This is a genomic window from Sphingomonas sp. Leaf22, from assembly GCF_001421715.1.
GTDB lineage: Bacteria > Pseudomonadota > Alphaproteobacteria > Sphingomonadales > Sphingomonadaceae > Sphingomonas.
This window is the reverse complement of the sequence record NZ_LMKP01000012.1, coordinates 113,614-139,457: the sequence shown is the minus strand read 5'-3', so window position 1 is coordinate 139,457 and position 25,844 is coordinate 113,614. Positions and strand designations below refer to the sequence as shown.

Annotated in this window: 25 protein-coding genes; 15 read left to right on the top strand and 10 right to left on the bottom strand. The window is 67.4% G+C overall.

Features of this window, described 5'->3' with window-relative positions:
• Positions 1-87: 87 nt before the first annotated feature.
• Genes ASE70_RS07335 through ASE70_RS07325 form a run of 3 tightly spaced genes read left to right on the top strand, consistent with a single transcriptional unit; the run spans position 88 to position 2,080 of the window.
• Entirely contained in the window at positions 88-747 is a 660-nt protein-coding gene (locus ASE70_RS07335; RefSeq protein ID WP_056395260.1) for a GntR family transcriptional regulator, read from the top strand.
• A 41-nt stretch (positions 748-788) separates the two neighbouring features.
• Entirely contained in the window at positions 789-1,643 is an 855-nt protein-coding gene (locus ASE70_RS07330) for a glycosyl transferase family 1 (protein ID WP_056502987.1), read from the top strand.
• The gene (locus tag ASE70_RS07325) at positions 1,643-2,080 is read left to right on the top strand and encodes a c-type cytochrome (RefSeq protein WP_082450884.1); all 438 of its coding nucleotides are present in this window, start codon (positions 1,643-1,645) and stop codon (positions 2,078-2,080) included. The genes ASE70_RS07330 and ASE70_RS07325 overlap by 1 nt, the downstream gene beginning before the upstream one ends.
• 120 nt (positions 2,081-2,200) lie before the next feature.
• On the opposite strand, the gene ribA is transcribed toward ASE70_RS07325, so the two are convergent.
• The 4 genes from ribA to glpX form a co-directional block, all read right to left on the bottom strand.
• On the bottom strand, positions 2,201-3,262 hold the full coding sequence (gene ribA / locus ASE70_RS07320) for a GTP cyclohydrolase II (RefSeq protein ID WP_056395264.1): 1,062 nt from the start codon (positions 3,260-3,262) through the stop codon (positions 2,201-2,203).
• Positions 3,259-4,053, bottom strand: a complete 795-nt coding sequence (locus tag ASE70_RS07315) for an exodeoxyribonuclease III (RefSeq protein WP_056502984.1) — start codon at positions 4,051-4,053, stop codon at positions 3,259-3,261. Before ASE70_RS07315 ends, ribA begins: the two co-directional genes overlap by 4 nt.
• A 340-nt stretch (positions 4,054-4,393) precedes the next feature.
• Entirely contained in the window at positions 4,394-5,014 is a 621-nt protein-coding gene (locus ASE70_RS07310; RefSeq protein WP_156356081.1) for a LolA family protein, read from the bottom strand.
• 193 nt (positions 5,015-5,207) lie between these two features.
• Positions 5,208-6,167 carry a class II fructose-bisphosphatase gene (gene glpX / locus ASE70_RS07305; RefSeq protein WP_056395276.1) on the bottom strand — a complete coding sequence of 320 codons (960 nt, stop codon included), beginning with the start codon at positions 6,165-6,167 and terminating at the stop codon, positions 5,208-5,210.
• Positions 6,168-6,279: 112 nt separating this feature from the next.
• Here glpX and ASE70_RS07300 point away from each other — a divergent pair, with 112 nt between their 5' ends.
• The gene (locus tag ASE70_RS07300) at positions 6,280-6,639 is read left to right on the top strand and encodes a hypothetical protein (protein ID WP_156356080.1); all 360 of its coding nucleotides are present in this window, start codon (positions 6,280-6,282) and stop codon (positions 6,637-6,639) included.
• A gap of 55 nt (positions 6,640-6,694) precedes the next feature.
• Positions 6,695-6,970, top strand: coding sequence for a hypothetical protein (locus ASE70_RS07295; RefSeq protein WP_056502980.1), 276 nt, complete (start codon positions 6,695-6,697; stop codon positions 6,968-6,970).
• An 82-nt stretch (positions 6,971-7,052) separates the two neighbouring features.
• Here ASE70_RS07295 and ASE70_RS07290 read toward each other — a convergent pair whose 3' ends face one another.
• Complete coding sequence (locus ASE70_RS07290; protein WP_056502977.1) at positions 7,053-7,568, bottom strand: YciE/YciF ferroxidase family protein; 516 nt, start codon at positions 7,566-7,568, stop codon at positions 7,053-7,055.
• Between the two features lie 73 nt (positions 7,569-7,641).
• Complete coding sequence (gene hisN / locus ASE70_RS07285) at positions 7,642-8,424, bottom strand: histidinol-phosphatase (protein WP_056502975.1); 783 nt, start codon at positions 8,422-8,424, stop codon at positions 7,642-7,644.
• A gap of 98 nt (positions 8,425-8,522) precedes the next feature.
• On the opposite strand from hisN, the gene ASE70_RS07280 reads away from it, so the two are divergent.
• The 3 genes from ASE70_RS07280 (at position 8,523) to ASE70_RS07270 (ending at position 11,309) form a co-directional block, all read left to right on the top strand.
• The gene (locus ASE70_RS07280) at positions 8,523-9,533 is read left to right on the top strand and encodes a phospholipase A (RefSeq protein WP_056502972.1); all 1,011 of its coding nucleotides are present in this window, start codon (positions 8,523-8,525) and stop codon (positions 9,531-9,533) included.
• 44 nt (positions 9,534-9,577) lie between these two features.
• A complete protein-coding gene (locus ASE70_RS07275) occupies positions 9,578-10,129 on the top strand; it encodes a peroxiredoxin (protein WP_056395295.1) in 552 nt (183 codons plus the stop codon).
• 142 nt (positions 10,130-10,271) lie between these two features.
• Positions 10,272-11,309, top strand: a complete 1,038-nt coding sequence (locus tag ASE70_RS07270) for a GGDEF domain-containing protein (protein WP_162235942.1) — start codon at positions 10,272-10,274, stop codon at positions 11,307-11,309.
• A 260-nt stretch (positions 11,310-11,569) separates the two neighbouring features.
• Here the strand turns inward: ASE70_RS07270 and ASE70_RS07265 are convergent, their stop codons facing one another.
• A complete protein-coding gene (locus ASE70_RS07265; RefSeq protein WP_056502967.1) occupies positions 11,570-13,195 on the bottom strand; it encodes an NAD(P)/FAD-dependent oxidoreductase in 1,626 nt (541 codons plus the stop codon).
• A 78-nt stretch (positions 13,196-13,273) separates the two neighbouring features.
• Between ASE70_RS07265 and ASE70_RS07260 the strand changes: the two genes are divergently transcribed.
• Both ASE70_RS07260 and ASE70_RS07255 read left to right on the top strand, forming a co-directional pair.
• Positions 13,274-15,664 (top strand): DUF3772 domain-containing protein, encoded by a 2,391-nt coding sequence (locus ASE70_RS07260; RefSeq protein WP_056502965.1) that lies wholly within the window; start codon positions 13,274-13,276, stop codon positions 15,662-15,664.
• Positions 15,661-16,413, top strand: coding sequence for a dienelactone hydrolase family protein (locus tag ASE70_RS07255; protein WP_056502961.1), 753 nt, complete (start codon positions 15,661-15,663; stop codon positions 16,411-16,413). Before ASE70_RS07260 ends, ASE70_RS07255 begins: the two co-directional genes overlap by 4 nt.
• 161 nt (positions 16,414-16,574) lie before the next feature.
• On the opposite strand, the gene ASE70_RS07250 is transcribed toward ASE70_RS07255, so the two are convergent.
• Positions 16,575-16,997: a CoA-binding protein gene (locus ASE70_RS07250; protein ID WP_056502958.1), complete on the bottom strand. Its 423-nt coding sequence runs from the start codon at positions 16,995-16,997 to the stop codon at positions 16,575-16,577.
• Between the two features lies 1 nt (position 16,998).
• Positions 16,999-17,970 (bottom strand): Mrp/NBP35 family ATP-binding protein, encoded by a 972-nt coding sequence (locus ASE70_RS07245; protein ID WP_056502957.1) that lies wholly within the window; start codon positions 17,968-17,970, stop codon positions 16,999-17,001.
• Positions 17,971-18,084: 114 nt separating this feature from the next.
• On the opposite strand from ASE70_RS07245, the gene hflK reads away from it, so the two are divergent.
• The 5 genes from hflK (at position 18,085) to ASE70_RS07220 (ending at position 24,430) form a co-directional block, all read left to right on the top strand.
• A complete protein-coding gene (gene hflK / locus ASE70_RS07240) occupies positions 18,085-19,158 on the top strand; it encodes a protease modulator HflK (protein ID WP_235519659.1) in 1,074 nt (357 codons plus the stop codon).
• On the top strand, positions 19,155-20,024 hold the full coding sequence (hflC, locus tag ASE70_RS07235; protein WP_056395321.1) for a protease modulator HflC: 870 nt from the start codon (positions 19,155-19,157) through the stop codon (positions 20,022-20,024). The genes hflK and hflC overlap by 4 nt, the downstream gene beginning before the upstream one ends.
• 93 nt (positions 20,025-20,117) lie before the next feature.
• A complete protein-coding gene (locus tag ASE70_RS07230) occupies positions 20,118-21,647 on the top strand; it encodes a Do family serine endopeptidase (protein ID WP_056502951.1) in 1,530 nt (509 codons plus the stop codon).
• A 183-nt stretch (positions 21,648-21,830) separates the two neighbouring features.
• Positions 21,831-23,501, top strand: coding sequence for a helicase HerA-like domain-containing protein (locus ASE70_RS07225; protein ID WP_056502948.1), 1,671 nt, complete (start codon positions 21,831-21,833; stop codon positions 23,499-23,501).
• 5 nt (positions 23,502-23,506) lie between these two features.
• Entirely contained in the window at positions 23,507-24,430 is a 924-nt protein-coding gene (locus ASE70_RS07220; protein ID WP_156347260.1) for a hypothetical protein, read from the top strand.
• A gap of 125 nt (positions 24,431-24,555) precedes the next feature.
• Here the strand turns inward: ASE70_RS07220 and ASE70_RS07215 are convergent, their stop codons facing one another.
• On the bottom strand, positions 24,556-25,836 hold the full coding sequence (locus tag ASE70_RS07215; protein WP_056502946.1) for a glycoside hydrolase family 130 protein: 1,281 nt from the start codon (positions 25,834-25,836) through the stop codon (positions 24,556-24,558).
• Positions 25,837-25,844: the final 8 nt, after the last annotated feature.

Sequence of the window (25,844 nt, the reverse complement as noted above, 5' to 3'; positions counted from 1 at the left end):
TTTTGAATATGTACGACTTTTGGCTGCCCGGATGACGGGAAGTCCACCCGCCCTCCGGCAACGGACCGCATTGCAAAGGAATGCAGCGTGACTATCGTCGTCCGAACCCTGTCCGATCGCGTGTTCGAAATCGTCCGCGAACGGATCGTCAGCGGTGCGCTGCCCGAAACCTTTGCGATTCGCCAGGATGCGCTGGCCAGCGAACTGGGCGTCAGCAAGATCCCGCTGCGTGAGGCACTCGCCCGGCTGGAACAGGAAGGGCTGGTCGCCGGACAGGCCAATCGCGGCTATACTGTGCGGCCGATGTCGGCGTTGCAGGCGGAGGAAATCTACGAACTGCGTCTGGCGGTGGAGCCGGGTGCCGCCGCCTATGCCGCGATCCATGCCGACGAACTGCGGCGCGCGGCGGTGATCGACGCGTTCGAGCGGCTGGACGGCGCGCCGGCCCGCGACCTGCTGGAAGCGGCGGCGCGCAACCGCGCGTTTCACGCCGCGCTGGTGGCGGCGAACGGGCGCGACCTGACCATCGATCTGGTGCAGCGTTTGTCGGTGTTGGCCGAACGCTATGTCGTCGCCCATCTGCGTCCCGCCGGGCGTGGCGACCGCGCCTATGTCGAGCATCGTTCGCTGCTCGACGCATGGCTGGCGCGCGACGGGGTGGCGGTGCGCAATGTGCTCACCCGCCATCTCGAAGCGACGATCGAGGATTTGCGGACCGAATTCGCCGCAGCGGTCGCGCTGGCCTGACGCGGGGTGGGCCGGGGCCGGCGGCTGGGGTAGGAAGCGGTATGCTCCGTCTGCTCCTGACCCTGACCGCCGTGTCGCTGGCGGCTGCCCCGGCATCCGCCCGCGACATCCTGTTCATCGGCAACAGCTTTACCTTCGGTGCCGGATCGCCGGTCGAACGCTATCGCCCCGACAGCGTCACCGACCTGAACGACGACGGGATCGGCGGCGTGCCCGCGCTGTTCCGTGCCTTTGCCGAACAGGCGGGGCTGGACTGGAGCGTCTCGCTCGAAACCTCGCCGGGCAAGGATCTGGCCTATCACTATGCCAACCGGCGGGGTGCGATCGACCGGCGCTGGGACGTGGTGATCCTGCAGGGCTATTCGACGCTCGACGCCCGGCGGCCGGGGGACGCCACCCGTCATGGCGAGGCGGCGGGCAAGCTGGCGGCGTTGGTCCACGCCCGCAACCGCCAGGCGCAGGTGACGCTGGTCGAAACCTGGTCGCGCGCCGACCTGACCTATCGCCCCGGCAGCCGCTGGTCGGGCAAGCCGATCGCGGCGATGGCGAACGATCTGGCGGCGGCGAACCGGCAGGTGGCAAGGACGGTGCCGGGCATCGCCGGCACGATCCCGGTCGGCAGCGCGTGGAACGACGCGATCGCCACCGGGCTGGCCGACGCCAACCCCTATGACGGAATCGATCCGGGCAGGATCGGACTATGGGCCGACGATCACTATCATGGCAGCACCGCCGGCTATTATCTGGAGGCGCTGACCATCTTCGGCCGGGTCACCGGCTTTGACGTGCGCCGGCTGGGCCCCGACGAGCGCGCCGCCCGCGATCTCGGCCTGACGCCCGCCATTGCCAAGGCGTTGCAGCGGGTCGCGTGGCGGACCTTGCGTCGGAATCGTTGATGCGCTGGCGGTTCCTTGCCCTGTCCCTCACCACGTTTCTGACGGCATGCGGCGGCGGCGATGCCGACCGTGCCGGGCGGCTGCGCGCGGCAGGGCCGAACGCCGGGCTGGCGGGGTTGCTGGCCCATGCCGATGCCGGTGCGGGGCGTCGCGCCTTTGGCCGATGCGCCGCCTGCCATACGATCGGGGCGGGGCGGCAGGCGCTGGCCGGACCCAATCTCCATGGCATCATGGGGCGCAAGGTCGCCGGCGACGCGCGCTTCGGCTATACCCAGGCGCTGATCGACCATGGCGGTAGCTGGGACGCGGCGCGCATGGACGCGTGGCTCGCCGCGCCGTCGCGGGTGGTGCCGGGGACGCAGATGGCGTTTGCCGGCGTCCGCGACCCGATGGAGCGCGCCGACCTGATCGCCTATCTGACCGAGGAAAGCCGGTGATTCTCCCCTCCCTGGCAAGGGAGGGGCGGGGGTGGGTTGGCCTGCGTGGGACGGTGACCGTGCGACAACCGGCCAACCCACCCCCAACCCCTCCCTTCCAGGGCGGGGAGCTGTCGCGCCCTATAGCTGATGCCCGGTACGATCGCGCTTCGTTGCCAGATAGCGTTCGTTATGCGGATTAGCCGGCAGGTGATGCGCGACCCGTTCGATGACAGTAATACCCGTTGCTTCCAGCCCGGCGACCTTGGCCGGGTTGTTGGTCAGCAACCGGATCTGCCGCTGGCCGAGCAGCGCCAGCATCCGCCCGGCGACGCCGAAATCGCGCGCATCGATGGCGAAGCCGAGCCGGGTATTGGCGTCGACCGTGTCGAACCCCTGATCCTGCAGCGCATAGGCGCGCAGCTTGTTGACCAGCCCGATCCCGCGTCCTTCCTGCCGCAGATACAGCAGGATGCCCCAGTTCGCATCGGCGATGGCGTGGATCGCGGCATGGAGCTGCGGCCCGCAATCGCATTTCAGGCTGCCGAGCACATCCCCGGTCAGGCATTCGCTGTGCAGCCGGACCAGCGGCGGGTGCCCGTCGGGCTGACCGATGACCAGTGCGACATGCTCGCCCGCCGCATCGGGCGTGCGGAACGCGACGATCTCGCTGTCCTCGGCCCCCGCCACCGGCAGTCGCGCGCGGGTGACGATCGCGAGCCGATTGGCATCCTCATGCGCATCGATCGCTTGCGGGGTGATCGTCACCTCCGCATCGGTGCCGTCCGCGACGAAGGCGGGCAGCAGGCCGGCCACCCGGGCGAGGCGCAGCGCGGCGGTCGCGGCGACCGGAGCTGCCACGTCGATGCTGCGAAACGGCCCCTTCATCGGCGTGGCGAGGTCGAGTTGCGGGTCGGCCAGCGCCGTCGCGGCGGCGAAGTCGGTCCATGCCTCGCGCCGGATCGCCACCGGATGATCGGGTTGGGCGGCGGCGCGCTGGTTGACGATCCGCAGCGTTTCGGCCCGGCCGAACGACAACAGGATATGGCCGGTACCATCGGGATCGAACCGCGCCAGCCGTTCGGGATCGGCGGTCTCGATCGGCAGCAGCGTCAGCACCGGCTCGCCCGGCGCGGCGATGGCGATCGGCCAGCCGCGGCGCAGCGCATCGATCGCGCGGGCGACGTCGCGGGTCTCGCTCAAAACGCGAACTCGGTGACGATCGGGATATGGTCGCTCGGCTTCAGCCAGCTGCGGCACGGTTCATGGACGCGGTGCGCGACCGCCTTTGCCGCGACGTCGCGGCTGGCCCACATATGGTCGAGCCGCCGTCCGCGATCCGACACCGCCCAATCCTTCGCGCGGTAGCTCCACCACGTATAGAGCCGCTGCGGTGCCGGCACGAAATGACGGCCCAGATCGACCCAGTCGTTCGCCGCCTGCAACCGCGCCAGCGTCGCGACCTCGATCGGCGTATGGCTGACCACGTCGAGCAATTGCTTGTGGCTCCACACATCGCTTTCGAGCGGGGCGACGTTGAAATCGCCGACCAGCAGCGTCGGAATGCTCGACAGGCCGTGCGACCATTCGATCATGCGTTCGAGGAAATCGAGCTTCTGCCCGAATTTCGGGTTCACCTCCCGGTCGGGCACGTCGCCGCCGGCGGGGATATAGACGTTCTCGATCCTGAGGCCGTTGGCCAGCCGCACGCCCAGATGCCGCGCCTCGCCATTGGCCTGCCAGTCGAGCCGGTCATCCTCGGCCAGCGGCACTTTCGAGATCACCGCGACGCCGTGGTGCATCCGCTGCCCGTTGATCGCGATATGGGTATAGCCCAGCCGCCGCAGCGGTTCGTACGGGAAATCGCGATTTTCGACCTTCGTTTCCTGAAGGCAGAGCACATCGGGCTGCGCCTCGCGCAGGAATTGTTCGACGATGTCCATGCGGAAGCGGACCGAGTTGATGTTCCACGAAGCGACCGAAAGCGTGTCCATGCAGCGCCTGTATCGTCGGAGCAGCGCCTGCGCCAGACATGGAAAGGCCCCCGCTCCGGGGGCATGGAGCGAGGGCCGACCTGGCGTTCGTTACGCAGGCGGGCGTTGAAGACCCGGGCAACAGGGGGGAAAATCCCGGACGCGCTCCAACACCGCGAGATCAGCCTTAGGGCTGCGAACCTGTCGCCAACATGAACGCTTTCTGTAATTTTCTAAAAATACCGGACATATGCGTTGAACCGCGACAAATGCAGCGGGCCGCGTGTCATTCGCCGGTATCGGCATCGCCGGCCACTCGCGAATCGGTTTGCGCTGAAACAGGTCGGCCGCGACGGTGCGCCTATCGCCGCGGACGGCTGGGTTCGTTGAACCGGAACGCATTGTCGGCGACCGGGACGTTGAACTTCTGGTTGGTCAGGCGGACCGTGGTCCGGTTCGCCTGCGCATCGAGCGCGACCCAACCCTGCAGCATCAGCCCGGCGGGGGCGGAGGGCTGGCGCGCGAACACCATCGTGATCCGGCCATATTCGGGACGTTTCGGGTCATAGGCCTCGACGCTGACGATACGCGGATCGTTCGACGGCACGACCCGCGCGAATTTCGATGCGTCGCGTTCGGGGTTCAGCAGGATACCGAGCGGCGAGTTGCCGATCGGCCAGCGTTGCTTCTGCCCGACCTGATAGTCGAGGAAGTAGAGTGATTTGCCATCCGACACGAGCAGGATCGGCACGCCCTTTTGATACTGGAAGCGGATCTTGCCCGGCTTCTTGAGCGTCAGTTGCCCGGTCAGCACGCGGCCGTTGCGATCGGTCTGGCTGAAATCGGCGGTCATCGTCTGCGTCGCCGACAGATGCCGCTGAACCGAGGCGAGATCGTTCCGCGGTGCCTGCGCAGATAGCGCGACCGGGGCGGCAAGGGCGACGGCGAAAGCGAGCGGGCGGATGGGGAATCTCCGTATCATGGTGCCGGGGTAGGATCGGCGCATTGAACGCGGCGTGAACCCATGGGTTGCGAGATAACTCCCCTCCCTGACAAGGGAGGGGGCGGGGGTGGGTCGGCCAGCGAGGAACGGTCAGCGCGCCGCAACGAACCGACCCACCCCCAGCCCCTCCCTTGTCAGGGAGGGGAGTAGAAAGCGGGTGCCGCCCGCCCGCTTACAGCCGGTGTTCGCCCTTCACCCAGCGGACCGTGCCCGAACTGGCGCGCATCACGACGCTTTCGGTGGTCATCTTGCCCTTCAGCCGCTTCACCCCGGCGAGCAGCGAACCGTCGGTCACGCCGGTCGCCGCGAAGATGCAGTCGCCGCGCGCCAGTTCGGTCAGGTCGTACTGCTTGTCGAGGTCGGTGACGCCCCATTTGGCGGCACGCGCGCGTTCGTCGTCGTTGCGGAACAGCAGCCGGCCCTTGAACTGCCCGCCGACGCAGCGCAGCGCCGCTGCCGCCAGCACGCCCTCCGGTGCGCCGCCCGACCCCATATACAGGTCGATGGTGGTGTCGGGATCGCTGGTCGCGATCACGCCCGCCACGTCGCCATCGCCGATCAGCATCACGCCGCAGCCGACCGACCGCAATTCGGCGATCAGCGCGCCATGACGCGGGCGGTCGAGGACGCAGACGATGATGTCGCGCGGATCGACGCCCTTGGCCGTGGCCACCGCCGTCACATTCTCGGTCGGCGACCGGTCGAGGTCGATGACGCCGTCGGGATAGCCCGGACCGCACGCGATCTTGTCCATATAGACGTCGGGCGCGTTCAGCAGCCCACCCTTTTCCGCGATCGCCAGCACGGCCAGGCTGTTCGGACCGGCGGTGGCGCAGATCGTGGTCCCTTCCAGCGGGTCGAGCGCGATGTCGATTTCGGGGCCGTTGCCGGTGCCGACCTTCTCGCCGATGAACAGCATCGGCGCTTCGTCGCGCTCGCCCTCGCCGATCACGACGGTGCCGTCCATGTCGAGTTCGTTCAGCGCGGCGCGCATCGCTTCGACGGCGGCGGCGTCGGCAGCCTTTTCATCGCCCCGCCCGACCAGCGTCGACGCGGCGATCGCCGCAGCTTCGGTGACGCGCACCATTTCGAGAACGAGGACGCGGTCGAGCGTGTTGCTGACAGGCTGCATATGGTGAGGCTCCGGGCTGTTAAACATATTAAACAAGCGATAGGCGACCGACCCTTGCCCGGCAAGCCGCATCGTTCGATACCTGTGTCGTTCGCTTCGGGGAGGCATGGGCATGACGGCATGGGTGGCGTTGCTGGCGATGGTGCAGGACGAAGGCCGGGCGGCGGCGATGATCGCGCGGGCGCGCAGCCTGACGCAGGTCGCGCAGGCGTGCCACGCCGATGCCGATGCCGACGAAATCGTGGTGTGTGCGCGGCGCAACGCCGACCGGTTCCGCGTACCGCTGTCGACGCCGCCGGCCGACGGCGACCCCCGTGCGGTCGATGCGCTGGGCGAGCGCGAACGGTTGCTGGCGGTACCGCAACCGTCCTGCGGGACGGCTGCGTTTCTGCAGGGCTGCGGGTTCGTCGGCGTAACTGCGTCCACCCGGCGCGGCGGCAGTATCGCCGCGCCCCGGCCGCTGGCGAAATAGGCAACCAAAGCGCTGACAACGGGTTCGGAAGCGTAGGTTTTTCGGGGAGCGTGCCATGTCGATGACGCTGTTGTTCGCGCTGGTCCTGCAATCGGCGCCGGTGGTGACGAAACTGAACGTGGCCGAACCCGTCGATTGTGCGGTCACGCCGCGCGCGCTGGGCTGTCCGGAACGGCGCAACGAGCGCTTCCGGCTGGGCGACAGCGACGAACCGGCGTTCGACCGCAAGGCCGATGGATTGAAGCAGGATGGGCGGCAATGCGGGCTGCTGGGATCGCAGCAATATTGCACCCGCAAGCCGCGCACCATCCTGTCGGCACCGACCAACTGACACTCCGCTTCGAAACGCGCCCTTCCGCGCGTTCCAAACGGGTCTTCAACGATCGGGGCGGCACGATGCCGCCCCGCGCGCATCATGCCTCGGCGAGTTCGGCCTGCGCGTTGACCTTGTGCTCGGCCATCGACGTCAGCTTCTCGTCGGTAGCGCGTTCTTCCGCCAGCGTTTCGGCGAGCAGCGCGGCGATATCCTCTCGTCCCAGCTGCCGTGCCCATGCGATCAGCGTGCCATAGCGGGTGATCTCATAATGCTCGACCGCCTGTGCCGATGCGATAAGGGCGGCGTCGAGCACCTTTTTGTCGGCAATCTCGCCGGCGACCTCGTTCGCTTCCTTGATGATGCCGTCGATCGCCGGGCAGGTCACCGCCTTCTTGGTTGCGCCGTGCAGCTCGAACACCTGTTCCAGCCGGCGGATCTGCCCTTCGGTTTCGGCCAAATGGCGTTCGAATCCGGCCTTCAGTTCGGGATCGGTCGCCTTGGCGATCATCTTCGGCAGCGCCTTGGTAATCTGGTTCTCGGCGTAGAAAATGTCCTGAAGCTGGTGGACGAACAGGTCGTCGAGCGTCGCGATATCCTTTGAAAACAGACCCATGACAATTTCCTTCGCTGGCGGGGTGATGCCACCTTCAACGATGCGGTCCGCCGCGGGTTGCGTGGAAAGCGCGTTACCTGCCGCGACAGGCGAGCAGTTCGACGACATCCTCCAGCCGCGCAGCATCGCCCAGCGCGATCACCTCGCCGATGCTGCCGGCATGGAGCGGATCGCCCGACCAGTCGCTCATCGTGCCGCCCGCGCCCTCGACCACCGGTACCAGCGCGGCGAAATCGTGCAGCTTCAGCCCCGCTTCGACCACCACGTCGATATGCCCCGACGCCAGCGTGCCATAGGAATAGCAATCGCCGCCCAGCACGGTCGAGCGCACCTTTGCCTCGACATGTTCGAAGCCGTGCAACTGCCCGTCGTCGAACAGGGCCGGACTGGTCGTCGCCAGCAATGCGTCGGCCAGATCGCGGCAGCGACGGGTCCGGGCCGGTTGCCCGTTGAAGGTCGTGCCGCGCCCGATCGCCCCGACCCAGCGTTCGCCGATGATCGGCTGGTCGATGACCCCCAGCACCGGCCAGCCATCCTCGACCAGCGCGATCAGCGTACCGAAGATCGGCCGTCCGGCGATGAACGACCGGGTGCCGTCGATCGGGTCGAGCACCCATATCCGCCCGCTGGTCCCGTCGCGGACACCATATTCCTCGCCCTGAATACCGTCCGAGGGTCGTTCGCGCTCGATCAGAACCCGCATCGCCGCCTCCGCCTCGCGATCGGCGAGCGTCACCGGCGAGGCGTCGTCCTTGATTTCGAGGCCATAGTCGCTGCGGAAGCGCGGGCGGATCGCGGCACCGGCGGCGTCGGCCAGGTGCGCGGCAAGGGTCAGGTCGGCGGCGGTGACGGGCATGATGGGCCTTTGCATTGCGAACCGTCAGATAGGCGGTGGAGCGGGCAAAGCGCAAACGATGCTCGCGGTTGTCGCAAATGGCTGGCACAGATGGGGCCATGATCGCGCTCGCCCTGCTGCTCGCCGCCCCGCCACAAGTTCGGATCGTCGCCGAACCGCCCGCTTCGGTCGCCGCGGCGGAGGCGGGGGTACAGGTATTCGCGCTCAACGAAGGCGGCGAAGCGGTCAAAGTGGTACCGGCCGAGATGACGGTCGTTACCGGCGACGGTGCGCGGTTGCGGATCGTGCCGGCCGAACCGATGGCGGCCACCGTCGCGCCGGGCGGGTTTCGGGCGCTGCGTTACCGGGTCGCCCCGTCGGCGGTCGCGCAGGTCGCGCCAGCCGCGCCGGTGACCGTGCCGGGCGGCGAATCGACCGTCGCAACGGCGGCAGGTGCCACATCGGGCTTTCTCGACCGGTTCGAACCGCATGCGCCGATCTACGGCGTGTTCGGCCTCGGATCGGACGGAGCGAAGCTGCAATTCAGCCTCGCGGTCCGCCCGTTCGACGGTGCCGGCGCGCTCGACGGGGTGCGCGTTGCATGGACGCAGACGATGTTCTGGGCGATCGACCAGCCGTCCGGGCCGTTCCGGTCCACCACCTACAGCCCCGAAGTCTATTATCAGCGCGCGCTGCGCGACGATGTCGTCGGTGCGGTCGGCTATGCCCATGATTCGAACGGGCGCGATGCCGGATCGATCGACGTGAACCGCCTGTTCGTCTCGGCCGGCTATACGGTGCCGATCGGCGGCGACTGGCGCGGCGAGGTGACGCCGAAGCTGTGGACCTATGTCGGTACCGGCTATCGCGATCTCGACCGCTATTGGGGCAATTGGTCGCTGGGGGCCGCGATCGGGCAGACCGATGGCTTGCGCATCGCCGCCTCACTGCGCAATCCGGCGGGCAGCCGGCGCGCGGGCGAGGTGTTCGCTTCCTACCCGCTCACCCGGATCGGTGGCGGCACCGGACTGTACGTTTTCGGACAGGCGTTCAGCGGTTACGGCGAGGCGATCGACGATTATCGTCTGCGCAGTTCGAGCGCGCGTCTGGGCATCGCCTTCACGCGTTAGCATACTCCGTTCTCACGACGACCTTTCGACCAAGGAACCGCCCGATGCGTATCGCCCTGCTTGCCGCCGCCCTGACCCTGCCCTTCGCCGCGCCGCTGTCCGCCGCGCTCGCGCCCGGTGCGAAGGCACCCGATTTCACCACACAGGCGGCGATCGCGGGCAAGGCGTTCACGCTCAACCTGCGGTCGCAGCTGCGCAAGGGGCCGGTGGTTCTGTACTTCTTCCCCGCGGCATTCACCGGTGGCTGCAATGCCGAGGCGAAGGCGTTTGCCGATTCGGTCGACCAGTTCAAGGCGGCGGGCGCGACCGTGATCGGCATGTCGGCCGACCCGATCGACAAGCTGCAGGCATTTTCGAACGAACATTGCGCAGGGCGTTTCGCCGTCGCCAGCGCCGGTCCGCGCGTGATCCAGGGGTTCGACGTCGCGCTCAACCGCCCCGCCGCCGCCGATGGCAAGGCGCGTACGATGACCACGCGCACCAGCTATGTCATTGGACGCGATGGCCGGATCGCCTTCGTCCATTCGGACATGAACCCCGCCGACCATGTCCGCACCACGCTGGCGGCGGTACGCGGCCTCGCCGCGCCGCGCTGAGGCGAACCGTGACCGGTGCGGTAATCGTGCATCAATCGTGAATCGCCGGGCAACCCGATCTTAGCAAAGCCAGCCTATCCCTCCTGCTCACGGTTTGGTGGGCGGAGGGACATGCGCGGTGTATATGGAAAGAATCGGTAGCGTGACCCCGGCCGGCAACGGCCTGGTTCGTGCGATCCTCACTTTCCTCGAAGACCAGCGGCTCGAACCCACGCCCGTCAACTACACCTTTGCCTACCGGGTCATGAGCGATCCGGCGGGCGCGCTTGCCCGCGAAGTCGCGCGGCGGACCGATGGCGGCTTTCGTCTGAGCAGCGGCGAGGTCGAGATGCTCGGCAACGCCATCGAGGCCGGTATTCGGTCGCCCGGTCCCGCCGACCCGGTTCCGCCGCCGTCCGGATCGGCCCCTGCCGCTGCCCCCGACGCCGAACGGGCCGCCGAAACCCAGCGGCAGGTCGCCGGGTTCGAATCGATGGTGTCGGCGATCCACAACGAAACCCGCGATTTCGGTCGCGATCTGGCGGCCAGTGCCGATGCGCTGAGCGCCGTGCCGGGGACCGACGTCGTCTCGGCGATCGCCGAACTCGCGCGAATCACCGCGTCGATGCGGGCACGGGTCGATATCGCCGAAACGCGGCTGGCACAGGCGACGCGCGAGGCGAGCGCGTTGCGGCAGGAACTGGCCGTCGCGCACGAGGATGCCCGGCGCGATCCGCTGACCGAACTGCCCAATCGTCGTGCGTTCGAATCGGCGTCGACCGATCGCGACGACGGCCCGTTCCATGTCGCGCTGTGCGACGTCGATCACTTCAAGTCGGTCAACGATCAATACGGCCATCCGGTCGGCGACCGCGTGCTGAAGGCGATTGCGGCGACGCTGGACCGCGAATGTGCCGGGCATCTGGTCGCGCGCTATGGCGGCGAGGAATTCGCATTGCTGATCGGCGGCGTCGACCGGGCGACGGCATTCGACATGCTCGAACGGGCGCGCCGTGCGGTCGGTGCGCGCCGCTACCGCCTGCGCGAGACCGATACGGTGATCGAGGGCGTCACCATGTCGGCCGGTCTGGTGACGTTGCGGCCCGGCGAGACGATCGTCGACGGCGTCGGCCGGGCGGACCAGCTGCTCTATGCGGCGAAGCGTGGTGGCCGGGACCAAATGGTTGGCGAAACCGGCTAACTGCTGGCGGAAATTGCGCCAATATCGCGACGCAACTCCGACAGTTTCCAGTAAAATCTATATAAAACAATACGTTAAAGAATTGGCACGGCCCCTGCAAAGCTGTTGGCATCGCCGGCGAGATGGTTCGCACGGCAAGCAGGGAGTTACCACCATGATCCGCCTCGACCTTCGCCAGCAGTTCGCCGCCGCCTTCGCCGCGTTCTTCGTCTCCGCCCTGTTGCTGTCGGCCGCCGCGCCGGTCGTGCCGATCGCCTGATCTATTTACCGGTCAGGGCGCGGCCGACCGCCTCCGCGACCTTGATGCCATCGACCGCCGCCGACAGGATGCCACCGGCATAGCCGGCCCCTTCGCCGGCAGGGAACAGGTTGGCGGTGTTGAGGCTTTGAAAGTCATCACCCCGCGTGATCCGCACCGGCGACGAGGTCCGGGTCTCCACCCCCGTCATCACCGCATCGGGATGGTCATATCCCGGAATCGTGCGGCCGAACGCGACCAGCGCCTCGCGCATCGCCGCCACGACGAAATCGGGCAGGCATTCGGCCAGATCGGTCAGCTGCACCCCCGGACGATAGGACGGAACGACGCTGCGCAACTCGGTCGACGGCCGGCCCGCGAGGAAGTCGCCGATCAGCTGTGCCGGCGCGCGATAGTCGCCGCCGCCCGCCGCATAGGCGCGTTCCTCCCAATGGCGTTGCAGCGCGATTCCCGCCAGCGGATGACCCGGATAATCGCGCGCCGGATCGATGCCGACGACGATGCCCGAATTGGCGTTGCGTTCGTTGCGCGAATATTGGCTCATGCCGTTGGTCGCGACGCGCCCGGGTTCGGAGGTCGCGGCGACGACGGTGCCGCCCGGACACATGCAGAAACTGTAGACGGTGCGCGCATTGGTGCAGTGGTGCGACAGCGTATAGGCGGCGGCACCCAGATCGGGATGGCCGGCGCAGGCACCGAAGCGCGCCTGATCGATCCAGCTTTGCGGATGTTCCACGCGTACGCCGATCGAAAACGGCTTGGGTTCGAGGAACACGCCGCGATCGTACAGCATGTGAAAGGTGTCGCGGGCACTGTGGCCGAGGGCGAACACGACGGGGGCGTCGGTCGACAGCGTCTCGCCGGTCGACAGCGTCAGGCCGGTCAGCCGCCGGGTGCCGTCGGCCGCTTCCTCCACTTCGATATCGTCGACCCGGTGCGAGAATCGATATTCGCCGCCCAGTTCCTCGACGGTCGCGCGCATCGATTCGACCATCTGCACGAGGCGGAAGGTGCCGATATGCGGATGCGCCTCGGTCAGGATTTCCTCGGGCGCGCCAGCCTTGACGAATTCGATCAGCACCTTGCGACCCAGATGGCGCGGGTCCTTGATCTGGCTCCACAATTTGCCGTCGGAAAAGGTGCCGGCACCCCCTTCGCCGAACTGCACGTTCGATTCGGGGTTCAGTTCGCTGCGCCGCCACAGGCCCCAGGTATCCTGCGTCCGCTGCCGAACGACCTTGCCGCGTTCGAGGATGATCGGACGGAACCCCATCTGCGCAAGGATCAGCCCGGCGAACAGCCCGCACGGCCCGGCGCCGACGACGATCGGGCGGGGGCCGGCATAGTCGGCGGGTGCCTTCGCGACGAAGCGGTAGCCGGTATCAGGCGTGGGGCCGATATTGCGGTCGCGGCGAACGCGCGCCAGCACCGGCGCTTCGTTGCGGACCGTCACGTCGACCGAATAGACGAGCTGGATATCGTCCTTGTCGCGCGCATCATGCGCCTTGCGCGCGACGGTGTACCGGATCAGGTCGCGCGGGGTGATCCGCAACCGGTCGCGGATCGCGGCCGTCAGCGCCTCTTCCGGGTGATTGAGGGGCAGTTTGAGTTCGGTGATGCGGAGCATCCGGCCATCTACCGCCTGTCCGCGAACGGGGGAAGCGTCGCGATTGTCCCGGCGGCGCGATGGCGATAGGCCGGGGGCATGATGGCAATGTTACGAACCCTGCTGTCGTTGCTGCTGATGGTGACGGCGATCCCGGCGCTGGCGCAGGCGGCCGGCGATGTGACCACCCGGCTCGACGGTGCGGCCAGCGAATTGGGGCTGGTCGACGGGGCGCTCGACACGAAGCTGGAACAGGGCGACCGTACCGCGCTGCGGGCGCGGGCGCAGGTCGTGCGGGCGACGACCCTCGACGCCGCGCAGCAACTGACCGGCGATCTGGCGCGGATCGACGCACGGCTGGCGCAGCTGGGTCCGGCGGCATCGGGCGAGGACCCGGCGATCCGCAGCGAGCGGACCGCACTGGCACGGCAGCGGACCACGATCGATTCGGCGACGAAGCGCGCCAAACTGTTGTCGGTCGAGGCACAGCAGTTGATCGACGAGATCCAGGAAGGACAGGCGGCGGAGATCAGCCAGAAATGGTTCGGTCGCGGTGCTTCGCCGCTGACCCCGGCCTTCTGGAGCGCGATATTCCGGGCGGTGCCGCGCGATGCGCACCGGATCGAGCGGTTCGTCGCTGCCGAGGTCGGCACCGTCGCCGCCGCCGCGCCGGGGCGGATGTGGCTGGCGTTGCTGGGGCTGGCCATCGCCATCCTGTTGTTGGGACCGGCGCGGCTGGCGGCCGGGCGGGTCGGGCAGCGACTGCTGATCGAGGGTGCGCCGGGGCGGCGGGTGCGGCGATCGGCCAATGCGCTGGGCCGGGTATTTGTCGGGACGCTCGCGCCCCTGCTCGCCGCCGTTGCGGTGCTGACGGGGCTGCGCTGGGCCGGGCTGGTCGCGCCGGGCTGGAGCACGATGCTCGACCAGTGGCTGGTCGCGATCGGCTTTACCGGCTTCACCAGTTCGGTGCTGGGCGCGGTGCTGATGCGGGGCAGCCCGAGCTGGCGGATCGCACCGATCGGCGATGCGGTCGCGGCGCGGCTGCGACCCTATTCGTTTCTGCTGGCGCTGCTCGCCGGCTTCGCGATCGCGATCGATGCCGGGCACAGCGCGATCGGGACCACTGCCGCCGCGCGGACCGCGACCGCCGCCGTGCTGGCGCTGGTGCATATCCTGCTGATCGCGGGGGCATTGTTCGCGATCGGCCGGTTGCGGGCGGAGGCGAGCGCGGGCGAGGATGCGCCGGCGCGCACCGGGCTGGCCGCCGTCACGTTGTTCGCATGGTGCGTCGCCGGCGTCGCGCTGCTGGCGCTGGCGGCGGGGTATATCGGGTTCGGCCTGTCGGTCGGACAGATGGCGGCGTGGACGCTGGTGCTGGGTGCGGCGGTCTATCTGGCGCTGGCCGCGATCGACGATGTCGCGACGACGGTGTTCGAACGATCGAGCCCGCTCGGCCTTGCGCTGACCCGCGGACTGGGCCTGCGCGGCGGCACGGTCGATCAGTTCGGGGTGTTGCTGTCGGGGGTGCTGCGGGTGCTGCTGGCGGTGCTGGCGCTGGCGCTCTGGCTGTTGCCGTTCGGCGGCAGCGGGGTAGCCGATATCCTGACGCGGCTGGGCGATCTGGCGCGCGGGGTGCAGGTCGGCGGGGTGACGATCTCCCCCGGCGCGATCCTGCGATCGGTGCTGGTACTCGCGATCGGGCTGACGCTGGTGCGCGCCTTCATGCGCTGGCTGGAGGGGCGATACCTGCCCGCCACCGAGCTGGATGGCAGCGGACGCAATTCGGTCAGCCTCGTCGCACGCTATGTCGGCATTGCGCTGGCGGTGATCTGGGCGCTGGCGTCGCTGGGCATCGGGGTCGAACGGATCGCGCTGCTGCTATCGGCGCTGTCGGTCGGCATCGGGTTCGGCTTGCAGGCGATCACCCAGAATTTCGTGTCGGGCCTGATCCTGCTCGCCGAACGACCGATCAAGATCGGTGACCTGATCCGCGTCGGTACCGACGAAGGCGATGTGAAGCGGATCAGCGTGCGGTCGACCGAAATCACGCTCGCCGATCATTCGACGCTGATCGTGCCCAATTCCGAACTCATCACCAAATCGGTGCTCAACAAGACGCTGGCCAGCCCGCTGGGGCGGATACAGGTGCAGTTTTCGGTCCCGATCACCGTCGATGCGGCGGCGGTCCAGCAACTGGTGATGGACGCGTTCGCCCGGGAAGCGGCGGTGCTGACCGATCCGGCTCCCGCCGCGTTCATCGATGCGATCGTCAACGACCGGATCGCGTTCAACTGTTTCGGGCATGTTGAATCGCCGCGGGCCGCGTATCGGGCGCGCAGCAACATCCTGCTCGACCTGCTCACCCGCTTCCGTGCGGAGGGGATCGAGATGGGCACGGTGCCGCAGCGGCTGGAACTGGTGGCGGCCTCGCCGGGCGATCCTATTCCCCCCTTGCCAGCCGATCCCGCCGGCGGCACGGCGCGGTCATGATCCTGCGCAGCGACGAATTTGCCGACCTTCCCACCGCCGATGGCGGGGTGATGCGGACCCATGTCTTTCGCCCAGTGGCGGAAGGACGGTTTCCGGGCGTGATACTCTATTCCGAAATCTATCAGGTGACTGCGCCGATCCGGCGGCTGGCGGCGTTCATCGCCGGGCACGGCTATGTGGTCGCGGTGCCGGAGGTATATCATGAATATGAGGCGCCCGGCACGGTGCTGGCGTATGACAAGCCGGGCACCGATCGCGGCAACGACCTGAAGTTCGCCAAGCCGGTTGGCGGCTTCGATGCCGATGCGACGCGGGTCCTCGATTTTCTCGGCAGCCATCCGGCGTGTTCGGGGCGGATCGGGGTGGCGGGCGTGTGCCTTGGCGGGCATCTCGCCTATCGCGCCGCGCTCGACGCCCGCGTGGCGGCGGCGGCGTGTTTCTATCCGACCGATATCCATTCCGCGACGCTGGGCGCGGGGCGCTGCGACGACAGTCTGTCGCGGATCGGCGAGATCGCGGGCGAGATGCTGTTCGTGTGGGGGCGGCAGGACCCGCATGTGCCCTATGCCGGGCGGCAGGCGATCCGCGAGGCGCTGGAAGCGGCAGGCCCGGCCTATGAATGGCATGAGGTGAATGCGCAGCATGCGTTCCTGCGCGATGAGGGGCCGCGCTATGATCCGGCATTGTTCGTGACGGCGACGGGGTGGATGCTGGGGCTGTTCGCGCGGGTTTTGGGCGGGCGGGTTTGAGATTGCCCTGATCTCTTCCTCCACCCGTTTGCTTCGAGCGGAGGTTCGAGGTTGTCGAGAACCGTAGTCGAGCAAGGTGTGCCCCAAGCGACCTGTTCTCGACAGACGCTTCTCGACACGCTCGAAGCTGCTCGAACCGAACGGATTGAGGGTGAGATAGCCTACCCGACCGCCGCGACCCCCAACCGAGGAATCTCGATCTTCGGACAGCGATCCATGACGACCTGCAAGCCCGCCGCCTCCGCACGTTCGGCGGCAGCTTCGTTGACGACCCCCAGTTGCATCCACACCGCCTTCGCGCCGCCTGCGATCGCCGCGTCGACCACCTCCCCAGCCGCGGCCGAGTTGCGGAAGATGTCGACGATATCGATCGGCTCCCCGATCTGGTCGAGATCGCGGAACACGAATTCGCCGTGGAGATGTTCGCCGGTGATTTGCGGATTGACCGGGATCACGCGATATCCCTGCCGCTGGAGATACGCCATCACGCCGTAGGACGCCCGATCGGGCCGGTCGGACGCACCGACGAGCGCGATGGTTCGTGCTTCGGTCAGCAGGGTGCGGATGCCGTTGTCGTCGAGCATGTCAGTTTCTCGTCAGCCAGTCGCCGACCCGTGCGGCGATATCCCTGAACGGATCGGCTTCGGCACCGTTCCCGGCCGCAGGCGGCGTGCCGGCGTCGGACGCACTGCGAATCGCGAGCGTCAATGGGATGCGGCCGAGGAACGGGATGCCGAGCGCCTTTGCCTGCGCCTCCGCACCACCGTTGCCGAACGGGTCCGATGTCTCGCCGCAATGCGGACAGACATAGCCGGCCATGTTTTCAACGAGGCCGATGATCGGCACGCCGGCCTTGACGAACAGGTCGATCGCGCGCGTGGCGTCGATCAGCGCGAGGTCCTGCGGCGTCGAGACGATGACCGCGCCCGCCGGCTTGTGCTTCTGGATCATGGTCAGTTGCACGTCGCCGGTACCCGGCGGCATGTCGACGACCAGCGTGTCGGCCATGTCCCAGTGCGCGTCGACCAGCTGGGTCAACGCGCCGGCCGCCATCGGCCCGCGCCATGCGATCGCCTGTCCGGCCGGCACCAACTGTCCCATCGACAGCAGCGGTACGCCCAGCTTCGTCGCGACCGGCACCAGTTTCTTGTCGTGCGCCTCGGCCTTGATCCCGTCGACGCCGAGCAGGCGCGGCTGCGACGGGCCATAGATGTCGGCGTCGACCATGCCCACCTTGCGCCCCGAACGGGCGAGCGCGATGGCGAGATTGGCGGCGAGGGTCGATTTGCCGACCCCGCCCTTGCCGCTGGCCACCGCGACGATGCGCTGCGCGACGCGCTCGCTGGTCTGCGCCACGCGGACGCCGGCGATGCCGGGCGCGGTCAGCGCCACTGTGCGGACATCCGCCTCCAGCGCGTCGCGCGCCGCCGGGGGCAGGCCGGTCACGTCGAGGATGATGCTCGCCTGATCGCCGGTCACTCGCACGGTCGCCCGCCCGGCGGCGACGGGGGCGAGCAACGCGTCGAGCGCGGCGGCGGGGGTCGAAGATACGGTCATGGGCGCGATGTAGCGTCGCCCAAGCGCGTTACCACTGTAAAAGGGAGGGCGGCCCCCTATAAAGGAAGGATGCGATGGATCATGGGGTGGCGCCGACGCGCGCAGGTGCTGGGGATGAGCGACAAGGGCCCATGGGGCGGCGGCGGCGATTCCGGCAACGGATCGGGCGGCGGCGGCGATGACGGTCCGCGCAATCCCTGGTCGCTGCCGCCCACGGGCAAGCGCAGCCGGATCGGCGGATCGACCTCGCTCGACGAATTTCTGAAGCGCGCGCGCAGCGGCGGGCCGGGTGGCGGACCGTCCTTTCCGGCCAATGCCGGGCGGCTGTGGCTGGCGGCGGTGGCGGCGCTGGTGCTGGTGTGGATCGGTTTCACCAGCTTCCATTCGATCGGGCCGCAGGAACGTGGCGTCGTGACCATGTTCGGCAAATATACCAGCACGCTCAACCCCGGCATCCAGTTCACCCTGCCCGCGCCGATCATGCGCGTGCAGGTCGAGGATGTGCAGAATACCCGCACCGAATCTTTCCCCGAAGGCAGCCAGCCCAATCTGATGCTGACCGGTGACCAGAATATCGTCGATCTGGCCTATTCGGTGCGCTGGAACATCAAGTCGCCCGAAGATTACGTCTTCGAGATCAAGAATCCGAAGGAAACGGTGCGTGCCGTCGCCGAGAGCGCGATGCGTGCCGCGGTAGCGGGCAAGAACCTGACGCAGGCGATCGGTTCGGGCCGCGGCGAGATCGAGGCCGAGGTGCAGACGCGGATGCAGGGTCTGCTCGACGAATATCAGTCGGGCGTGCGCGTGCTGGGCATCAGCATCCAGAAGGCGGCCGCCCCCGCCGAAGTCGACGACGCGTTCAAGGCGGTGACGGCGGCGCAACAGGAAGCGCAGTCGAACCTCAACCGCTCGCGCGCCTATGCGCAGCAGGTGATCGCGCGGGCGCAGGGTGATGCGACCGAGTTCGACAAGATCTACGAACAATATCGGCTGTCGCCCGACGTGACCCGGCGGCGGCTCTATTACGAGACCATGGAGCAGGTGTTGAACCGCGCCGACAAGACGATCGTCCAGCCGGGCGTGCAGGCCTATCTGCCGCTGCCCGAAGTGCGCCGCCAGCAACAGGCGACGCCCGAACCGCAGGCACCCGCGACGCCGCAGGCGCAGCCGACGGGAGCCGCACGATGAGCCGTATGCTGCGCAATCCGATGGCGGCGGGCATCGCGCTGCTGGTGCTGGTCATCCTGTTCTTCAGCACGATCGTAATCGTGCCGGAGACGCGGCAGGCAGTGATCCTGCGCTTCCAGCAGCCGGTCGGCACGCTCAATCCGTATCGCGCCGATCAGCCGTTCGGGCGGACCGGGGCCGGGCTGGTCGCCAAGATCCCGTTTTTCGACCGGGTGGTGTGGATCGACAAGCGGGTGCTGGACATCGAGCTGAACAACCAGCCGGTGCTGTCGACCGATCAGCTGCGGCTGGAGGTCGATGCCTTTGCCCGGTTCCGCATCGTCGATCCGTTGCAGGCGGTGATTTCGACCGGGTCGACCGCCAACACCGAAGAGCGGGTCGCCAACCAGCTGGAACCGTTGCTGTCATCCGCGTTGCGAGCCGAACTGGGGCGTCGTCCGTTCGCATCGCTGCTCAGCCCGGAGCGCGGCGCGGTGATGGACAATATCCAGAACGCGCTGCAACGCACCGCGCGCCAGTACGGCGCGGAGATCGTCGACGTTCGGATCAAGCACGCCGACCTGCCCGATGGCAGCCCGCTCGAATCGGCGCTGGCGCGGATGCGCTCGGCCCGGGAACAGGAAGCGGCGACGATCGCGGCACAGGGACAGCGTGATGCGCAGGTCGTCCGCGCCAATGCCGAGGCGGAGGCCGCGCGCATCTATGCGGCAAGCTTTGGCAAGGACGCCGATTTCTACGCGTTCTGGCGGGCGATGCAGTCCTATCGCACCACCTTTGCCGGGGCACCGAATCAGAGCGGCAGCACGTCGATCATCCTGTCGCCCGAAAACGGGTATCTTCGCGAATTCGGTGGTCGGGAACGCTAGAACCCCGCCGAACATTCAAACCGCGTTCAGCAAGGCAATGGCAGGTTCATCCCCAAAGGGATCGTGAGCCAAATTCGAGAGGACCATCCAAACGTGCGTTACGCCTACGCCATTACTTCCGCTCTGTTGCTGGGCGGTGCCGCCGCGACCCTGACGCTCAACCCGTCGGGGGCGCAGACCGCGCAGAATGAACCCGGTGCGATCAACGCCATGTCCGCACCGCGCCCCGGTGCGCCGATGAGCTTTGCCGACATGGTGACCCGGCTTTCGCCCGCGGTCGTCAACATCTCGACCACGCAGCGTATCACCGTGCAGCAGCAGGCGAACCCGTTCCAGGGTACGCCGCTGGAGCAGTTCTTCGGTGGGCGCGGCGGCGGCGGTGGCGGCCGGACGCAGGAGGCGCAGTCGCTCGGCTCGGGCTTCCTGATTTCGAACGACGGCTATATCGTCACCAACAACCATGTCGTCTCGGCCGGAGCGGAAGGCGCGACGGTCGAATCGATCACCGTGACGCTGGCCGATCAGAAGGAATATAAGGCGAAGCTGATCGGTCGCGATGCGCTGTCCGACCTGGCAGTGCTGAAGATCGACGGTCCGAATTTCCCGTTCGTCCGCTTCGGTGATTCGCGACAGGCGCGGGTCGGCGACTGGGTACTGACGATCGGCAACCCGCTCGGCCAGTCGGGCACGGTGACCGCCGGCATCATCTCGGCACTGAACCGCGTGGGTCAGGGACCCTATGATCGCTTCATCCAGACCGATGCCGCGATCAACCGCGGCAATTCGGGCGGACCGATGTTCGACATGCAGGGCAATGTCATCGGCATCAATTCGCAGATCCTGTCGCCGACCGGCGGCAATATCGGCATCGGCTTCGCGATTCCCGCCGAGCAGGCCAAGCCGATCGTCGACAAGCTGATGAAGGGCCAGTCGGTCGCGCGCGGCTATCTGGGCCTCGGGCCGCAGGACGTGAGCGAGGATATCGCCAACGCGCTGGGCATCAGCAAGGATCGTGGCGCATTGGTGCGCAGCGTTTCGCCGGGCGAGCCGGCGGCACGGGCCGGCATCCGCGTCGGCGACGTGGTGCTTGCGATCAACGGCAAGGAAATCACGCCGCAACAGTCGCTGACCTACCTGGTCGGGCTGGAAGCGCCGGGCAGCCGCGTCACGCTCGACGTCCTGCGCGATGGCCGTCGCCAGCAGATCCCGGTGACGCTGGGCACGCGTCCGTCGGAAGAGCAGTTGCAGGCGCAGGACGAACGTTTCGACCCGAACGAGGCACCGAACAATCCGCCGGCGAACGACAGCCTGTCGGCGACCGCGGGCATGGCGGTGCAACCGCTCAACCCGTCGATCGCACGGCAGCTCGGGCTGGAAGCATCGACGCGTGGTGTCGTGATCGTTGCGGTCGATCCGAACAGCGATGCGGCGGCCAAACAGTTGCGGCGCGGCTTCGTCATCCTGTCGGCCGATCGCCAGCCGGTGACGTCGTCGGCAGAACTCGCCCGCGCGGTCGCGGCGGCACGTGTGGCGAAGCGCAAGCTGTTGCTGCAGATCCAGCCGATCGGACCCGGCGGATCGGTCCCGCCGGCCTTCGTCGCGATCGCGGTGGACAACCGGTAAGAGGCCGGTTGAAAACTCGCGGTAAGGCGAGTGTCGTAGAAATGCGCCACGGCGCACTTTCAACGGACTCTCAAGATAAGGGGGCGGCGGTCATGGGGATCGCCGCCCCTTTTTTCTTGGAAAACACGTGATTTACGTGGACGTCAAACTGGGTAAATATCCTGCCACGACAGGGGGCAGGGCATGACCGACACCACCGAACTCTTCATAGGCGCGACCGCGGCCGGTGTCCGCCAATCGCTCGTCCTGAAACGCGCCAATCGCCATGGGCTGATCGCAGGCGCAACCGGCACCGGCAAGACGGTGACGTTGCAGGGTCTGGCCGAAAACTTTTCCGCCGCCGGCGTTCCGGTCTTCGTTGCCGATGTGAAGGGCGACCTGTCGGGTATCGCCATGGCGGGCAGCGCGACCGCCAGGCCGCACGCCGCCTTTGCCGAACGCGCCGCCGCGATCGGCGACAGCGACTGGCAATATCGCGACACGCCGGTCGTGTTCTGGGACCTGTTCGGTGAGGCCGGCCATCCGATCCGCGCGACGGTGTCGGAGATGGGGCCGCTGCTGCTCGGCCGGATGCTGAACCTGAACGACGTGCAGGAAGGGGTGCTGACCATCGCCTTCCACGTCGCCGACGAGGACGGCTTGCTGCTGCTCGACCTCGACGATCTCCAGGCGATGCTGGTGCATGTCGCCGGACGCGCCGACGAACTGACCACCCGCTATGGCAATGTCGGCAAGCAATCGGTCGGCGCGATCCAGCGTGCACTGCTGCAATTGCGGACCCAGGGCGGCGACCGGTTCTTCGGCGAACCCGCACTCGACCTCGCTGACTTCCGGCGAATGAGCGACGATGGGCGCGGCATCGTATCGGTGCTGGCCGCCGACAAACTGATGGCATCGCCGCGTCTGTATGCGACGTTCCTGCGGTGGCTGTTGTCCGAATTGTTCGAGACGCTTCCCGAGATCGGCGACCCCGACAAACCGGTGCTCGTGTTCTTCTTCGACGAAGCGCATCTGTTGTTCGACGATGCGTCCGACGCGCTGGTCGACAAGGTCGAACAGGTCGTGCGGCTGATCCGGTCGAAGGGCGTCGGCATCTATTTCGTGACGCAGAACCCGGTCGATATTCCCGATGCGGTGGCGGCCCAGTTGGGCAACCGGGTGCAACATGCGCTGCGGGCGTTCACGCCCAAGGAAGCACGGGCGATCCGGGCCGCGGCGGAAACGTTCCGTGCCAATCCCGGCGTCGACGTGGCGCGGGCGATCACCGAACTGAAGACCGGCGAGGCGCTGGTGTCGGTGTTGCAGGCGGATGGATCGCCCAGCCCGGTCGAGCGAACGCTGATCCGGCCGCCGCGATCGCGGGTCGGGCCGGTGACCCCGGTCGAACGCGGCGTGCTGATGGAAACCGATATCATCGGCGACCGCTACGACACCGCGATCGACCGCGAATCGGCAGCAGAACTGTTGGGAGCCAAGGCCGGCGAAGCTGCCGCCGCCGCTGCCGCCGCAAAGGCACAGGTCGCCGCCGACAAGGAAACAGCGTTGCAGGCAAAGGAAGACGCGCGCGCGGCGAAAGAGGCCGAACGCCGGCGCATCGCCGAACAGCGTGCGGCGGACCGCGCGGCGCGTGCGGAAGAGAAGGCGGCGCGTACGGTCGAGCGCGAGGCGGCGAACAATCCATGGAGCCGCGCCACGCAATCGGCGACCCGGTCGGCCGGGTCGGCGGTGGGGCGGATCGTCGTCAACGAAATCGGCAAGCAGGTGTTCGGCACGACCCGCGGCGGGCGTGCGAAAAGCGGCGGCGTCGTCGGCGGTTTGCTGCGCGGTGTTCTGGGCGGGTTGTTCCGCGGTTGACCGGGATGCGGCCGGTCGTCGGCGGGACCGAGACGCCCGACATTCCTCCCGCACTGTTCGCGATGCCGCCCGGCATGGCGATCCGCTACGAACGGCCCGATCCGGCCCTGGCCGATTATACGACCGGTTATCACCTCTATGCCGCCAGCGGGCCGGCATCGATCGGGATGGAGAACTGGTTCCTGCCCGGCACCGCCAATGTCCGGGTGACGTTGAAGGCGGGGCCGATTGCGGTGTCGATCGGGCGGCGGATATTCAACCCGATGCCGCAGGCCAGCCTGTGCGGGCCGAGCAGCCATGCGCTGCATACGCTGACCAATGGCGGAATCATGATCGGCTTCGGGGTCAGTGCGCTCGGCTGGTCGCGGTTCTTTGTGGAAGGAGCCGACCGCTATGCCGACCGGATCGTGCCGCTGGACGATGCCGCGTCGCCGGGGTTCGCCGATCGGCTGGTCGCGACGCTGTCGGCGGTCGAGGACGAACATGGCGTGAAGGCCGCCCTCGACCGGTTCCTGCTCGCCGAGATCGGGCCGCCCAGTCCCGACGAGGAACTGATCCGGCGGATCGCCCGGCTGGTCGTCGACGATGCGCCGGGCGGGCTGGCGCAGGCGGCGCGCGAATGGGATATCTCGCCCGAAGTGCTGCGGCGGATATGCCGGCGGCATTTCGGTTTCCTGCCCAAGACGCTGCTGATCCGGTCGCGTTTCCTGCGGTCGTTGATCCCGTTGATCGAGTCGCGCGGCGAGATCGATTATTCGAGCATCGATCCGGCCTATTTCAGCGCGTCGCATTTCCTGCGCGATTCGCACGCGGTGCTCGGCACCACGCCGCGCCGGTTCCTGCACGAACAGATCGATTTTCTGGTCGCCAGCCTGCGCGCACGGGCGGCGGTGCTGGGGACCGCGACACAGGCGCTGCACCGGTTGTGAACCGGTCTCGACGTAGCGGCGGGCACGCCGTTCGGTGAGACGGATCGCCAAGCCCTTCGACGGCCGCCAAGGGCGGTCGAAGGGATTGGCGGGCCGAACGGGTTCACTACGCTACCGACGGCGCGTTACATCGCGCCGAGCAGCGCCTCGATCGTCACGAACGCGAAGGCGACCGAGCTGTCGGCGACGCCATATGGAATGAAGATCCGGTCGCCATGGCGGATCGCGCCACACGAATAGACGACGTTGGGGACATAGCCCTCGCGGTCCTCGTTCGCCGCTGCAAGGATCGGGTCGCGGGTGCGGCCGATGACCTTCGACGGATCGTCCTTATCGAGCAGGACCGCACCGATCGCATATTTGCGCATCGCCCCGACGCCGTGGGTCAGCAGCAGCCAGCCTTCGTCGATCTCGATCGGCGGACCACAATTGCCGATCTGCACCAGTTCCCATGGATAGACGGGCTTGAGCAGCAGCTCGCCCTCGTCCCAATGGGTCAGCTCGTCGGATTTGATGAGGAACAGGTTCTCGCCGTCCTGCCGGCCGATCATCATATATTGCCCGCCGATCTTGCGCGGGAACAGGCCCATGCCCTTGTTCCGGGCGGCGCTGCCGGTCATCGGCACAAGATCGAACGCGCGGAAATCGCGGGTGCGCAGCAATTCGGACTGGATCATCGATCCGTTATAGGCGGTGTAGGTGCCGAGCCATTCGAAGCTGCCGTCGTCATGCTGGAAGCGGACGAGGCGCATGTCCTCCAGCCCCTTCGACTGGGCCTGCGTGATCGGGAAGATGACCGTGCCCGACAGCGTCGAATCGCGGTGGCGGAACACCGTGACCTCACCCTCGGGCGCTTCGTCCTCTTCACCGATCGCGTCGGCGGCGGTGGCGAAGGGCGGCTCGGGCGCGAGGGTCAGTTCGTTTTCGTCGGTGATGATGCCTTCGCGAAACGCGACCGACGAAATATGGCCTTCGCCGACCGCACGCAGCGACATCAGGATGCGCAGCGACCCGTCGGGCATTCCGGTCTGGTCGAAATGCGGCACCGCGCTCGGGTTCATCAGCGCGGCGGCGGCGTAGCTATATTCGTGACAGAAATAGGCACCGATCAACTGACGCTTTTCATCGCCGATCTCTGCGCCGTTCAGGCCCAGCACCGTCTCGATCTCGTCATAGCGGGTCATGAACACGCGGCGCGTCTGCCAATGCCGCGCCTCGAAATCCTTGAGCACGGTTTCGAGTTGCGCGCGCGTTTCCTGCGCCGACATCGCCAGCACTTCGCCGACCAACCGTTCGGTCCGGCTGGGGGCGGAGCCATTGCGCTGCCACGCAATATGAAACGGGCGCACCACCACGCGCGAGGGATCGGCGTACAGCCGCATGGGGTGGTTGTAGATATCCAGCATTCGCGCGT

Excerpts from the sequence above, each read along its gene's own strand:
- ASE70_RS07330 (WP_056502987.1), top strand. The coding sequence starts at position 789 with ATGCTCCGTCTGCTCCTGACCCTGACCGCCGTGTCGCTGGCGGCTGCC.
- ASE70_RS07325 (WP_082450884.1), top strand. The coding sequence starts at position 1,643 with ATGCGCTGGCGGTTCCTTGCCCTGTCCCTCACCACGTTTCTGACGGCA.
- ASE70_RS07315 (WP_056502984.1), bottom strand. The coding sequence starts at position 4,053 with ATGGACACGCTTTCGGTCGCTTCGTGGAACATCAACTCGGTCCGCTTC.
- ASE70_RS07310 (WP_156356081.1), bottom strand. The coding sequence starts at position 5,014 with ATGATACGGAGATTCCCCATCCGCCCGCTCGCTTTCGCCGTCGCCCTT.
- glpX (WP_056395276.1), bottom strand. The coding sequence starts at position 6,167 with ATGCAGCCTGTCAGCAACACGCTCGACCGCGTCCTCGTTCTCGAAATG.
- ASE70_RS07300 (WP_156356080.1), top strand. The coding sequence starts at position 6,280 with ATGACGGCATGGGTGGCGTTGCTGGCGATGGTGCAGGACGAAGGCCGG.
- ASE70_RS07295 (WP_056502980.1), top strand. The coding sequence starts at position 6,695 with ATGTCGATGACGCTGTTGTTCGCGCTGGTCCTGCAATCGGCGCCGGTG.
- ASE70_RS07290 (WP_056502977.1), bottom strand. The coding sequence starts at position 7,568 with ATGGGTCTGTTTTCAAAGGATATCGCGACGCTCGACGACCTGTTCGTC.
- hisN (WP_056502975.1), bottom strand. The coding sequence starts at position 8,424 with ATGCCCGTCACCGCCGCCGACCTGACCCTTGCCGCGCACCTGGCCGAC.
- ASE70_RS07280 (WP_056502972.1), top strand. The coding sequence starts at position 8,523 with ATGATCGCGCTCGCCCTGCTGCTCGCCGCCCCGCCACAAGTTCGGATC.
- ASE70_RS07275 (WP_056395295.1), top strand. The coding sequence starts at position 9,578 with ATGCGTATCGCCCTGCTTGCCGCCGCCCTGACCCTGCCCTTCGCCGCG.
- ASE70_RS07265 (WP_056502967.1), bottom strand. The coding sequence starts at position 13,195 with ATGCTCCGCATCACCGAACTCAAACTGCCCCTCAATCACCCGGAAGAG.
- ASE70_RS07260 (WP_056502965.1), top strand. The coding sequence starts at position 13,274 with ATGATGGCAATGTTACGAACCCTGCTGTCGTTGCTGCTGATGGTGACG.
- ASE70_RS07255 (WP_056502961.1), top strand. The coding sequence starts at position 15,661 with ATGATCCTGCGCAGCGACGAATTTGCCGACCTTCCCACCGCCGATGGC.
- ASE70_RS07250 (WP_056502958.1), bottom strand. The coding sequence starts at position 16,997 with ATGCTCGACGACAACGGCATCCGCACCCTGCTGACCGAAGCACGAACC.
- ASE70_RS07245 (WP_056502957.1), bottom strand. The coding sequence starts at position 17,970 with ATGACCGTATCTTCGACCCCCGCCGCCGCGCTCGACGCGTTGCTCGCC.
- hflK (WP_235519659.1), top strand. The coding sequence starts at position 18,085 with ATGAGCGACAAGGGCCCATGGGGCGGCGGCGGCGATTCCGGCAACGGA.
- hflC (WP_056395321.1), top strand. The coding sequence starts at position 19,155 with ATGAGCCGTATGCTGCGCAATCCGATGGCGGCGGGCATCGCGCTGCTG.
- ASE70_RS07225 (WP_056502948.1), top strand. The coding sequence starts at position 21,831 with ATGACCGACACCACCGAACTCTTCATAGGCGCGACCGCGGCCGGTGTC.
- ASE70_RS07220 (WP_156347260.1), top strand. The coding sequence starts at position 23,507 with ATGCGGCCGGTCGTCGGCGGGACCGAGACGCCCGACATTCCTCCCGCA.
- ASE70_RS07215 (WP_056502946.1), bottom strand. The coding sequence starts at position 25,836 with ATGCTGGATATCTACAACCACCCCATGCGGCTGTACGCCGATCCCTCG.